Raw genomic sequence first — 12,920 nt, 5'->3', positions numbered from 1 at the left:
TCTCCTTTTGACCCTTCAAACCCCTTCCTAGCACCGCATCTAGCGTGTAAACAGTGTCATATATCTAATTATGGTTCCCTGGGGGGTTTCCGTGAACAAATTGACCAGCTTGCTTCTGGCCGCTCTGCTCGTAATGCTCAGCGCCTGCACAACACCGCGCGGCGCTGCAATTGTGTCCGAAGTTGTCCGCGAGAAAAAGTCCGACAGCCCGACATTCCAGGTTGTCGAGGTTAACCGCGAGCGACTGCCATCTCTCGCAAAGTGGCCGGCAAATGGCTGGCACGGGCATTATCACTGGCTCAAAGCATCACGCGGGTCGTCCAGCAACGTGATCCGCTCCGGCGACACCGTCGATCTGATCATCTGGGACAGTGAAGAAAACTCGCTGCTCACAGGCGCCGGCCAGAAATCGACAGAAATGCGCGGGCTCAATGTTTCCTCTTCCGGCACGATCTTTGTGCCCTATCTTGATGAGGTCCTCGTCCGCGGCCAGACACCAAACGACGCGCGCCGCAGCATACAGAGCAAACTCACGCAGATCTCGCCCTCGGCGCAGGTTCAACTGATGTTCACCCCCGGCCTGCAAAACTCGGTGGATCTTGTGACAGGTGTTGGCAGCCCCGGCTCCTACCCGCTGCCAAACCGCAACTTCACGATCCTCAGCCTGATCTCGCTCGGCGGCGGCATTGACCTAGGCCTGCGTAACCCGCTCGTCCGCCTGATCCGCGGCAGTAAAACCTACGAAATTCGCGCCGAAGAGCTGTTCGAAACCCAGTCAAAAAATGTCACCCTGCGTGGCGGTGATAAAGTGCTGGTGCGCGAAGATGACCGCTACTTTACCGCCCTCGGCGCAACCGGCACCGAAGAGATCGTCTATTTCGATAAAGAGCACATCACCACCATCGAGGCCTTGTCGATGCTCGGCGGGCTCAACGACAACGCAGCCAACCTCAAGGGCGTGCTAGTTCTGCGTGAATACCCCGCAAAGAACGTCGGCGTCGGTCTGGAAACTCCCGATTTGCAGCAAGTTGTCTTTGTCTTTGATCTCACAAATGCCGACGGCCTGTTCGCCGCCCGAAGCTTTGAAGTGCAGCCAAACGACACCGTGCTCGCAACCGAATCCGTCGTGTCGGGCGCCCGCAAGATCCTGTCATTGATCGGCACGTCTTTCGGCGTCGTCAACGCCGCTACAAACTAACTGTTTGGCGACAGCGGCACATCAACTTTGATGTGCTGCACACCGCGTTCGGCAGCAAGGCGTATCTGCTTTTGGCGCTCGCGAAAGCGGGTCTTGTCTTCTTCGGTGGTCTTTTCAACGCAGAGGTGGCACGACACCCCCTGCTCCCACTCCGGCCGCTCCTTGTCGCTCGGTAGCACAGGACAGCGGCAAGCATGGCACAACTCATGCGGCCCCTCGACAAGCCCGTGTCCAACCGAAACTCGCCCGTCAAACACAAAACAATCACCGTTCCATGTGCTCTCGGCCTGCGGCACTTCCTCAAGGTATTTCAAGATACCGCCCTTGAGATGATACACATCCTCAACACCCTGACTCATCAGGTAGTTCGTCGACTTCTCACAGCGGATGCCGCCGGTGCAAAACATCGCAATCCGCTTGTTGTGAAAGCGTTCTTTGTTTTGCTCCCACCATGCCGGAAAGTCGCGGAACGTCTCTGTCTTGGGGTCAACCGCGCCCTCGAATGTGCCGATAGCAACCTCGTAGTCGTTGCGCGTGTCAATCACCGCAACATCGTCAGCCAGAATAAGCTCGTTCCAGTCCTCTGGCGCGACGTAATTGCCAACGGAGGCCCGCGGATCAACACTCGGCTGCCCCATCGTCACGATCTCTTTTTTGAGCTTCACTTTCATCCGCGCGAACGGTTGGCTGGCGGCAGTGCTTTCCTTGCACTCGAACTCGGCACAGCCTGGCAACGCCCGAATATACGCCAGCACAACATCAAGCCCCGCCCGCGCGCCCGCGATCGTGCCATTGATGCCTTCAGGCGCAATCAATAGCGAGCCGGAAATGCCATTGTCCTCACAGACTTTCAGCAGCGGTGCCTGCATTGCAGGAACGTTCTCAAACGGGGTGAAATGATATAATGCAGCAACGATAAACATAGGTATCCTCTTGAGTTTCGCGCATCGGCTCACTACCCATTGTCACAACAAACGTCAACGTAACAAGACACCGGAGCACGCCCATGTCAGCCGCAAACCACGCCCTGATCGTTATTGATGTCCAAAACGACTTCTGCCCCGAAGGCGCGCTCGCGGTGGCTGGCGGAAGCGAGATCATCGCTGGCATCAACACTCTTATGAGCGAGACAGCCTGCACCGTGCTCACCCAGGACTGGCACCCAAGCGGGCATTCCTCGTTCGCCAGTTCTCATGCAGGTAAAGCACCTTTTGACATGGTCGAAATGCCCTATGGCCCACAAGTGCTCTGGCCCGATCACTGCGTTCAAGGCAGCGAGGGCGCGGCTTTTCATGCAGGCCTCAACACCGACCGCGCACAGATGATCGTGCGCAAAGGCTTTCGCCCCGAAGTTGACAGCTACTCGGCCTTTTTCGAGAACGACAAGACAACGGCCACAGGCCTGCACGGATACCTGCAAGAGCGGGGCATAAAGGCGCTCACAATGGTCGGCCTCGCAACCGACTTTTGCGTCGCCTACTCGGCGCTTGATGGCGCTCGTTTGGGCTATGACGTGACCGTGGTTGAAAGCCTCTGCCGCGCGATAGATCTTGACGGATCGCTTCAGGCGGCGCGCGTGCAAATGCGCGAAGCTGGCGTAACACTCGCCTGATGCCGTTCAAATCTGCTGTAATCTCTGCCCGTTTGTTGTCTAAAAGTTAAGACATAGCAGCCTAGACCTTGCGCGTGCGACCCGCACCTGCGCGACTGGAAAGGGACTATGGCTACCGAACTTGAAACCGCTAAACAACGCCTTTCTACCTTTGAGGCCCGGCATTGTCCTGAAGGTCTGTTGCTCCGCTATGCGCACAATCGGGTCACTTACTTTTGGCTGCGGTTGACGTTCAATCTCGCCGCATTGCCTGTGTTCTTTTTTACCGAACACCCGTTGCTCGGGTGGCTCGCCATCGCCCTTGCCAGCCTTGGTGAAGCAACAGAATGCGGATACCTGAAGTCACTGCCAAAACAGCTTGAAAAGGGTGTCAGCACGCGCCGCCTCTATCGGCGTTCTACAGGTGCCGCGTTTGCTCATACAATAGCCCTCAGCGCCATTGTTCTCTTGCCCGTCGCCGTCGAAGCGTCCTTCGCAACACTTATGTTCAGCCTGTCCTATCTCGTTGCAGTCGGGATCAACGCCGCCTTCTCGATAGGCCTGCACAAAGCCGCGACTTACACTCGCCTGATCATAATTTCTCTCTTGGTCATCGACCTGTTCGCAATCCACATCTACTTGTTTGACATTACGCCAACAGAGTTCTGGTTTTCACTGCTCGCAGTCACACTCTCGGCCTTCACAGTTTACTCCTTCCTCAGTCAAATGCGCAGAACCTTTGGCCACACAACCGCAACCAACAGGGAAATTCTCCAACAGAACTACAACTACGCCCTCGCCCATCAGGAGTTGCGTGAACGCGAAGCCGAGGTGCGGCAGCTGGCGCTGGTCGCCAAACATGCCAATGATTCAATCTTTATCTCAAACCCCGATCGACAGATCGTCTGGCTCAACGATGCCTTCACAAAGCTCACAGGCTACAGTCGTGAAGAGGCTCTGGGGCAGCACCCCGCTGCGCTGTTGAACGGGACTGAAAGCAACCTTGAAGCAAGTGCCGCCATAGGCAATGCCGTCGCCGCCGGAAACCCCCTGCGCACCGAGGTTTTCTTTCAGAAGAAAACTGGAGACTATGCTTGGGTCGAGACCAATCAGGTTCCAGTTCTCGGTGAAGACGGCACTGTGGAAATGGTCATCGCCATCGAGCGCGACATTACCGACGCCAAAAACCACGCCGCCGAACTCGCCTCCGCAAAGCTCGCTGCCGAAGAGGGCGAGCGCGCCAAAACCCAGTTCCTCGCGACAATGAGTCACGAAATCCGCACCCCGATGAACGGCATCATCGGCATGGCCGATCTGCTCGCAGAAAGCACGATGGCGCGTGAACACCGCAGCTATGTAGACACCATCAGAACCTCGGCCGAGGCCCTGTTGCGGATCATCAATGATATCCTTGACTACTCAAAACTTGACGCAGGCAAAACCGGCCTCGCCCCGAGCGAGTTCAACCTGCTCAACTGTGTGCAGGAAGCGCTTAACATCTTGCAGCCCAAAGCACTTGAAAAGGGCATCTTTGTTGATCTCACCTGCACGACTCCGGTGCCTGACCTGCTGTTTGGCGACGCCGGGCGCATCCGGCAAATCCTGATCAATATCGTCGGTAACGCCATCAAATTCACACAAAACGGTGGCGTAACCCTTCAGCTTTCTTGCCATGAGCGCGACAACAATGTCGACGTGACCCTCACCGTTAAAGACAGCGGTATCGGCATCGCGCCCGAGCAATTCTCGCAAATCTTTGAACAGTTCAATCAGGCCGAGAACGACATCAGCCGCAAGTTTGGTGGCACCGGCCTCGGGCTCACAATCTCGCGCAGCCTCGCGCGTGAAATGGGCGGCGATGTCAGCGTCACCTCCGAGCCCGACCACGGGTCTACCTTCACCATCACCCTGAGCCTTGCGCCCGCATCCCGCCCGAAACCACGCGCTGACACGCCATCACAAACAGCAGCCCCCACCGTTACCAAGCCCCTCAAGCTCCCCGGCATCAAGGCCCTCGTCGCCGAGGACAACGCCACAAACCAGTTGCTGATGAAGTCCTATCTCAAGGACTCCGAGATGGAGGTGCTCTACGCCCGCAACGGCCATGAGGCAGTCAAACTCGCCAAGCGTCACACCCCCCGTGTTATCTTCATGGACATCTCGATGCCCGGCATGGACGGTATCGAAGCCACGCGCATCATCCGCAAAGCCGACATCACCCAGCCAACCATCATCGCCCTCACCGCCAACGCCTTCGCCTCCGACAAAGCCGCATGCCTCAACGCTGGCATGGACGGTTTCCTCACCAAGCCCCTCAAACGCAGCGATCTCATCTCTTGGCTCTCACAACTCTAAACCTGCTTGATATCCCCTGCCGCCCCTGCGCATTCTAACCTTCAGAATTGAGGAGGAGCAGTGCCATGGAAATCGCAACACGCGTCTGGAACCACCGTTGGAAGATCGACCCGATCGTGCGCTCGCTGATCGACAACGACTTCTATAAACTCCTCATGTGCCAGTCGGTGTTTCGCAACAAGCGCGACGCACAAGTCACCTTCTCGCTGATCAATCGCAGCAAGGAAACCCGCCTCGCCGACCTCATCGATGAAGACGAACTGCGCGAGCAACTCGACCACATCCGCTCCCTCTCCCTCACCCGCGGTGAAAGCACATACCTGCGCGGCAACACCTTCTACGGCAAACGCCAGATGTTCCGCCCCGACTTCATGGAATGGTTCGAAAACCTGCGCCTCCCTGACTATCACCTCGAAAAACGCGATGGCCAATACGAGCTCACGTTTCAAGGCTCATGGCCCGAAGTCATGCTCTGGGAAATCCCGGCCCTCGCCGTCCTCATGGAACTGCGCTCACGTGCCGTCCTCAAACAAATGGACAAATTCGAGCTGCAAGTCCTCTACGCCCGCGCCACAACCAAACTCTGGGAGAAAGTCGAAAAACTCAAACAGGTCGAAGGCCTCAAACTGGCCGACTTCGGAACGCGCCGCCGCCACTCCTACCTCTGGCAAGACTGGTGCGTGCAAGCCATGTATGAAGGCCTCGGTCCCGACAAATTCATCGGCACATCCAACGTCCACATCGCCATGCGCCGCGACATTGAAGCCATCGGCACAAACGCCCACGAGCTGCCCATGGTCTACTCGGCCCTCGCCAAAAACGACGCCGAACTCGCCCAAGCCCCCTACCAAGTCCTGCAAGACTGGCAGGAAGAGCACTCCGGCAACCTGCGCATCATCCTGCCCGACACCTACGGAACCAAAGGCTTCCTAGATGCCGCCCCCGAATGGCTCGAAAGCTGGACAGGCATCAGGATTGACTCAGGCGACCCCGCAACAGCCGCCGAAACCGCCATCAACTGGTGGAAGTCCCGCGGCGAAGACCCGACCCAAAAACTGGTCATCTTCTCCGACGGTCTGGACGTCGACAAAATCATCGAACTGCACAACCAGTTCTCCGGCCGCGTCCGCACGTCTTTTGGGTGGGGAACCCTGATGACAAACGACTTCCGCGGCCTAACCGAAGGCAACGCCCTCGCGCCGTTTAGCATGGTCTGCAAAGCCGTCTCCGCCAACGGAAACCCCACAGTAAAACTCTCCGACAACCCCCGCAAAGCCATGGGGCCAGCGGAAGAGATTGAGCGCTACAAACGGGTGTTCGGGGTTGGAGAACAAGACGAGATGGAGGTAGTGGTTTAGGCTCTACAAAAATCACTACATAGCGTCTCCGCTGTAATCAAATACCTATCCAAATTTGGTCTCGGTACGTAGTTAGGCGAAAGAAGAAATCGCCCAAGTTGCATGCCACGTTGCGGACCATAAATCCGATCAACAACTCGTCTGTATTCAGTCCGTGATGTCGTGGATCTATGACTTGCGAAGTTGCGGACAACAAAAATCTCCCGAATGAACGCTCCATAATTGTTGATCTGGAGAACATAGTTGTCTTTAGGATCAATAACGTGCTGAACTGCCTCCCTGATGTAGGCGGCCCGAGACCACTTGAGATACGGTTTCGGCCTATCTCTGTCCCTCGACAGCATTTCGGATCGAGCGTGCGCTTTGGAGCGGCATTCTACAAGTAAGCTAGGAGCCGTTCCGTCGGCATAGGTCGAACCACACGCTATTTTGTAAGCCGCATCCCCAAGGAAGCTCTCTAGTGCAGACGTCAACCGGATTAAGATCGTCTCTGCAGCTAAATACTGAACCGCCACGGGAATTTCATCTAAGCTATCCTTAAGCTGACGAGATCGCGCGATTTGATACCGAGCCTCATTTAGGGTTACTGCAAGCGAGGGGGCTGGCATTATGCCAACCTAGATATCAGAAACTCCTTTCTGGTGGTTCGAGATGGCGTTCTTTGAGTTGTCGATTGAATTGCTGTGCGAAATGCCCTGATTTCTTCCGTATCTAGTTGTTCGTCCGTAACTTCGGCATCTATCCGATATAGTTTGTCTTCTAAATCTCGAACAGTCGCAGGACCAAGCTCATCCAGTATTAATACGAGAGACCAGAAGATTGGCTGCCTTCGGAAAATGGTGTTTTTAATCGCTTTTTCGTCAACTTCTGCTAGCTTCTGAAAAACAGCTTCTAGCCGGTTCGAGATTTCATCGGCTCTATCGAACTCGTCTTCGTATTGATCGTACAATCTATCCAATCTTGGTTGCGTGAAGTCGGCGTTAGTCCCTAAAAGATTCAGAACAATGTCAGCAACAAACTGTACTTCGCCCATTCTCGCAATATCATTGGTCGTAAACACATTTGTGGCACGCCAAAATCCCAGATAGTCGATGGCCTTTCTTAGAGCGAATTGCTTGAACTCTCCGCTGTATTTTGCATTCCGTTTTTCTTGCGGGTTGAGAGATTTGCTGACTGAATTCATGCGCGCGAAAATGTCGATTACATCGCGATCGTCGGCACCTAAAAGGTATCCAACCGGGAGAGGCGTGAGTAAAAACTTTTCTCTTTCTGACGGGGTTAGCTGTGAATAAGTTTTCCTCGTCTTTCCATCTGGCATTTTTGTACTGAATGCATCTTGGCAAAACTCAATTATCCCACGGCTTCTCTGTTGCCCATCGACGACCTCCTTGACGCTTTTCCCAGCGTCTAGATCGATGGCATGTCGGATATAAATAGCTGGAATCGGTTTTCTCTCCAGTAGAGTGTTAACTAAATATGATTTTTGAGGCGTGCTCCAAACTGAGCGCCTTTGATACCAAGGGTTTAAGTCAAGTTTTTTTTCTTTGTGATCATTGATCAGATCTTGAACAATCAATGATTGATAATCAACGCGATCCATAGCCACTCACTCTTCTAATTTTTCAGCTAACCCAAATTGGTCAACGTTCCTTCTACTTTAGTAATTCACCCACGCAGCACCAACAACATCAATCCTCCCCCGTAACCTTCCCCCTAAGCGCCTTCACGTCCCCGCGCACTTTCTTCGCTTTGATCCGCCGTTGCTTGCTGCCGTAGGTCGGCTTGGTGGCAATCCGCCGCTTCGGTTTCACCAAGGCTTTTTGCACCAGTTCGATCAGCCGTTCGCGGGCGATCTCGCGGTTCCGGGCCTGTGAGCGGGTGTCTTCGACTTGCAGCACGAGGGCGCCGTCTTTTGTCCAGCGCCGTCCGGCCAACTTCCGCAGCCGCACTTTCACGCCAATCGGCAGGTTGGGCGAGCGCTCGGCCTCAAACCGCAGCTCGACAGCCGTTGACACCTTGTTAACGTTCTGCCCGCCGGGGCCAGACGAGCGGGTGAAGCTCTCGGAGATTTCCCAATCTTCGATCTGGATATTTTCGTTAATGGTTAACGGCATCGTGTCCTCAAAACTGTATGCACGCATTATGCACATAAATATGCACTGTGGTATGCACCCGTTGCACAGCCGTTTTTGACGACCGACTCAAACGTAAAACGGCCGCTCGGTGGTGTCCGAGCGACCGCTAGAGATTTGCGGAGGTGGGCTGGTTAGGGCTCACCAATCCATGGATTTACTTTGCCAAGGGCTGCCTCAGCCAAGCGCCTCCAGAACTGTCCCAACACCATCCTCCAGTTTCCCATTAGACACTAGAGCACCTCCTATCAATTGTTTCACCTAGGCTCAGATTGCCATAGCTTCAGCATATGTCAAACAAAATCATGTGGTCGGCTTGCTAAGCACCCCCACGATGTAGCGAAACGGCAGAAGCGCCAGGAGGGCGATGCCCATCTTCACCAGCCAGTCAGCGACGCCCAAAGACACCCACAAAGGCGCGGTCGGCCCCATTCCGAGCAGCGGCAGCATCTCCCCCGCCCATGAGACGTCATTGCTCGGCTCGATGAAGGCAAGCGAGGCGGAAAAAGCGATTGAAAAGAACAAGATACTGTCAATCGAGCCGCCAACAAGCGTCGAAACCAAAGGCGCCTTCCACCAGTTGCCCGACTTCAGCCTATTAAATAGAGCAATATCAAGCAGTTGCGCCGTCAAAAACGCCGACCCCGACCCAAGCGCAATCCGCCACGTCACGAGCGGCCCGAACTCGCCCATGATCTGCGTGCCAACAAGCGAGCAGGCAAGACCCACGAAAAAGCCAACCAAAACAACTCTCTGCGCCGCTTTTGGCCCATAGACACGGTTCATCACATCGGTGACAAGGAACGCAAAAGGATAGGTAAACGCGCCCCAAGTGAGCCATTGACCGTAGAGAAACTGAACAAGAATGTTTGACGCGACAACGATCGCCGCCATGGCAATAATGCCAGGAATATAAGTGCTTTTCATGCTGTTATCCGTTTTAGCAAGGTTGCGGAGACTTGGCCTAGCATAGTGCCAGACGCTGGCCGTTTAGCCCCACGCCTGCAGCAATTCAAGGGCTAACAATACGGTAGCGCACAATCTCGCTCGCTTGCACGGGCAGGAAGTTGTTGTCGCTGACCATCTCGACAACCCGCTCACCGCCCTCACCAAACACGGCGATGCCCTCAAGGTTTCCATGCGCTCCAAAGCGGGTCTTCAGCAGGGTCTCTTCGTTTGTTAACTCGCTATCGATCCAGTCAAACCGCCGTATACGCGAACGAAACCCGCCCAGAAGATAGTCTCGCTCAAGCAAGTAAAAACGGCCGTCCGGGCCAAAGTCGGCGCCAACAGGCAAAAAGGCTCCATGTCGCGGAATACTCACATTTGTCCAACCCCGGTGATCAAGCACAAACACGGGGAAAGGTGCTGTGCTTGCGCCAGAGCGCTCAGGGATTGCCAACAACAAACCGCCGCCGCCCGCCAAAGCCTCAAGCCCTGAGTTGCCTTGCAGTGCGGAAAACGCGCTTGGTGACGGGAGGTCAGAAAGCAAAACACCACTGTCAGATTCGTAAAGCGCGATACGGTGTTCGCCTTCAAACGACACCGCCACAACGCCTTCACTCACAATGGTCAGCCCTTCAGAATCCCGGAGCTTGGGCGCGAGTGGTTTACCACCTTTGTCCTGCAAAACAACGCTGGTTACCCCGTTATGAGACGCCGCAAACAGCCGCCCTCTGTCGGTCAGAAAGTATCGTGTATCGCTGTCTACTTCATAGCCCGAAAGGCCGCCAAAATGCGTGTCTCCTTCAGGCCCAATCGCAGGAATTTTGCTCACAAATTCAACGCCCTGCGCGCTTCCTGAGCTCCAATACCAGAGCCCGACAGCGGCAAGCGCTAAACCTACTGCGCCTGCAAAACACCAACGCATTGGTTGGGCAGATCCGATAGAGTGTATTCACGACGTTTGGTTGCGGGTTTGGCATTCGGGTTCGGGGGCGGTGGCTTCAAAATGTCATTCACCCATTTTTGCGCATCTGCACATCCATCGCCAGCAGGTGGCGCCGCCTGATCAACACACCCACGCATGCCTTTAGGGCACTTCAGTCGCACATGAAAGTGATAGTGATGCCCGTACCAAGGCCGAATTTTGCGCAGCCAAGCACGATCGCCTGTCTCTTCCTTACACATCTTCACCTTCGCACCGGGAAAAACAAAAATGCGCGCGACACGGCTGTCTTTGGCCGCTGCTTTCATCACTTCCATATGTGCCCGCGTCCAGTTTTCATTGGTATATGCGCCCTTTGAACGGCGCAATGATATCGACGACAAGTTCTCGCGTTCCTTGGCGCTCAGGTTCAGTCGTTTGGGCGGTAACATCCAGATATCGGCATCAAGCCCGATCTGGTGCGAACGGTGCCCTGAGAGCATGGGCCCGCCGCGCGGCTGGCTCATATCACCGACATAAATACCTGCCCAACCCGGTTGCTGGGCAGCGTTCCGTGACAGCTTTTGCACAAAATCAACCAGCTCTGGGTGCCCGTAATTGCGGTTGCGGCTCAGGCGCATAGCTTGCCATGTTGGCCCAGTTTCGGCCAATTGCATTCCGCCAGCAAGACAACCTTTGGCATATGATCCATAAGGCGCCGACGCCTGTTTTGAAGGTGTTTTCTTCTCGCCGAACAGATACTTGGCGATTTTATTCCCAAGCTCGGATGACACTTTGTAAACACTCTCTGCGTTTACTTTCGTCGGCTTTCCACCGCCGCATCCGGCAAGCAACGCGATAACCAATACTGCACACATCTTTTTCAAAGGCCTAGCTCCTATCCCCTTCTGGGTTGACCCATCGTAACAAGATCAGCCCGATAATAAAGAGGGCAATTACCGGCGCGACACCAAGTCTGGCCGACCCAGTTGCAAGCGTTGTAATACCTATAAGAAACGGCGCTAGAAATGCAGTTGCGCGCCCCGTTAGGCCATAGAGGCCAAAGCTCTCGGTTGGTGCTTCTGGCTTGGCATGGCGCACCATAAGCGTGCGCGAAGCCGCTTGAAGCGTGCCACCAAGCCCGCCGATAAGCGCGCCGCAGATGTAGAAAACCACATCAGGAAACGACGATCCTTCTGCCAGAGGTATACCGAAGATCATCTCGCGCGACATGCTGACAATGGTGATGCAAACCACAATCAATATCCAAATCCCGCCAATGATCACGGGCTTGGGGCCAAGCTTGCTGTCAAGCCGCCCGCCAAACCAACTGAAGAACACCGCCGAGATACCGCCGATGATGCCGAACACGCCGATCTGAGTGATTTCCCAGTTGAGAACCAGCGCTGCGTAGACGCCCCCAAAGCCGTAGAGCCCGTTCAATCCATCCCGGTAGAACATCGACGACGCGAGGTAGGATGTGAGACTTTTGTTGCTCTTGAGGCCCTTCAAAGCCCGTCCGAGCGAGGCAAAAGCAGCCGACACACTTGGGCGTGATGTATCGACGCTGACATCATCTCGCACCCACAAAAAGTAGGGAACCATGAACACTGCATACCAGATCGCGACGAGCGGCCCGACAATGCGTGTGCCTTCCCTTTGCGCGGCATCAAGCCCAAAGGCAGGATCAAGACCAATCAGGGTTTTGCCGTTACCTTGCTCGACGAAAAGCAGCAACATAATGATCAAAGTGATGATGCCGCCAAGGTAACCAAAGGCAAATCCCGAGCCGGAAATAGCCCCGGTGCCCTTGTCGCTTTGTAACGAGGGCAGCTGCGAGTTGATAAAAATCAACGCCCACTCAGCACCAATAAAACCAATACCAAAAGCCAAGAGCCCCCACCACAGGTTTGAACCATCAGGCAGCATAAACCAAAGACCAAAAGCTCCAACGACATAGAGTATCGAAAAGCCGAACACCCAAGGCACGCGCCGCCCTGAGCTGTCGGCAAGCGCACCCAATAGTGGCGCGCCGAGGCCGATGAAGACGCCGACAATACTGAGCGCGAACGACCACATGCTCTGCGCTTGTGCATCAGCCGCCTTCTCATCAAGGCCCGTTCCTATAAAGTGCTCGGCTGCGACACCGGCGAAGAACGGCCCGAAGATAAACGTAACCAAGAGCGTATGATATGGCTGGCTCGCCCAATCAAAAAAGAACCAACCCCAAAGGCGTTTTTTGGCGCTTATGTTTGCTGACGTCTGCATGATATCCCCCGTTTACAAAGGTTAGACAGGCAAATCACGCATCACGCAAGCCTTCGCTGGGGCGCTCTTGCGTTTGAACTCAATACTTGGCAACGCTTTCTTGTTCTTTTGCCGTCAAATACATACCTATAGTGAAATCAAAACTGAAAGG

11 protein-coding genes are annotated in these 12,920 nt (G+C 54.9%); 4 read left to right on the top strand and 7 right to left on the bottom strand.

The window, feature by feature from the left end; all coding sequences use genetic code 11:
• Positions 1–91: 91 nt before the first annotated feature.
• Entirely contained in the window at positions 92–1,198 is a 1,107-nt protein-coding gene (locus KO498_RS06005) for a polysaccharide biosynthesis/export family protein (protein WP_354667629.1), read from the top strand.
• On the opposite strand, the gene trhO is transcribed toward KO498_RS06005, so the two are convergent.
• Entirely contained in the window at positions 1,195–2,121 is a 927-nt protein-coding gene (gene trhO, locus KO498_RS06000) for an oxygen-dependent tRNA uridine(34) hydroxylase TrhO (RefSeq protein WP_215958973.1), read from the bottom strand. The genes KO498_RS06005 and trhO overlap by 4 nt on opposite strands.
• An 83-nt stretch (positions 2,122–2,204) precedes the next feature.
• Here trhO and pncA point away from each other — a divergent pair, with 83 nt between their 5' ends.
• The 3 genes from pncA to pncB all read left to right on the top strand — a co-directional run bounded on the left by pncA (position 2,205) and on the right by pncB (position 6,502).
• Positions 2,205–2,810, top strand: coding sequence for a bifunctional nicotinamidase/pyrazinamidase (gene pncA / locus KO498_RS05995; protein WP_215958972.1), 606 nt, complete (start codon positions 2,205–2,207; stop codon positions 2,808–2,810).
• Between the two features lie 108 nt (positions 2,811–2,918).
• On the top strand, positions 2,919–5,144 hold the full coding sequence (locus tag KO498_RS05990; protein ID WP_215958971.1) for a hybrid sensor histidine kinase/response regulator: 2,226 nt from the start codon (positions 2,919–2,921) through the stop codon (positions 5,142–5,144).
• 65 nt (positions 5,145–5,209) lie between these two features.
• Positions 5,210–6,502, top strand: coding sequence for a nicotinate phosphoribosyltransferase (gene pncB / locus KO498_RS05985; protein ID WP_215958970.1), 1,293 nt, complete (start codon positions 5,210–5,212; stop codon positions 6,500–6,502).
• Between the two features lie 607 nt (positions 6,503–7,109).
• Here the strand turns inward: pncB and KO498_RS05980 are convergent.
• From KO498_RS05980 to KO498_RS05955, 6 genes are all read right to left on the bottom strand, one after another.
• Entirely contained in the window at positions 7,110–8,102 is a 993-nt protein-coding gene (locus KO498_RS05980) for a DUF262 domain-containing protein (protein ID WP_215958969.1), read from the bottom strand.
• 88 nt (positions 8,103–8,190) lie between these two features.
• Positions 8,191–8,616 (bottom strand): alternative ribosome rescue aminoacyl-tRNA hydrolase ArfB, encoded by a 426-nt coding sequence (gene arfB, locus KO498_RS05975; RefSeq protein ID WP_215958968.1) that lies wholly within the window; start codon positions 8,614–8,616, stop codon positions 8,191–8,193.
• Between the two features lie 321 nt (positions 8,617–8,937).
• Positions 8,938–9,561: a queuosine precursor transporter gene (locus KO498_RS05970; RefSeq protein ID WP_215958967.1), complete on the bottom strand. Its 624-nt coding sequence runs from the start codon at positions 9,559–9,561 to the stop codon at positions 8,938–8,940.
• A gap of 85 nt (positions 9,562–9,646) precedes the next feature.
• On the bottom strand, positions 9,647–10,411 hold the full coding sequence (locus KO498_RS05965) for an esterase-like activity of phytase family protein (protein ID WP_215958966.1): 765 nt from the start codon (positions 10,409–10,411) through the stop codon (positions 9,647–9,649).
• Between the two features lie 65 nt (positions 10,412–10,476).
• Positions 10,477–11,379, bottom strand: a complete 903-nt coding sequence (mepA, locus tag KO498_RS05960; protein WP_215959418.1) for a penicillin-insensitive murein endopeptidase — start codon at positions 11,377–11,379, stop codon at positions 10,477–10,479.
• Positions 11,380–11,392: 13 nt separating this feature from the next.
• Positions 11,393–12,769 (bottom strand): MFS transporter, encoded by a 1,377-nt coding sequence (locus KO498_RS05955; protein WP_215958965.1) that lies wholly within the window; start codon positions 12,767–12,769, stop codon positions 11,393–11,395.
• Positions 12,770–12,920 lie beyond the last annotated feature (151 nt).

This window comes from Lentibacter algarum (genome assembly GCF_018860975.1).
GTDB classification, from domain to species: Bacteria; Pseudomonadota; Alphaproteobacteria; order Rhodobacterales; family Rhodobacteraceae; genus Lentibacter; species Lentibacter algarum_A.
This window is presented reverse-complemented; position numbering and strand designations above follow the sequence as displayed.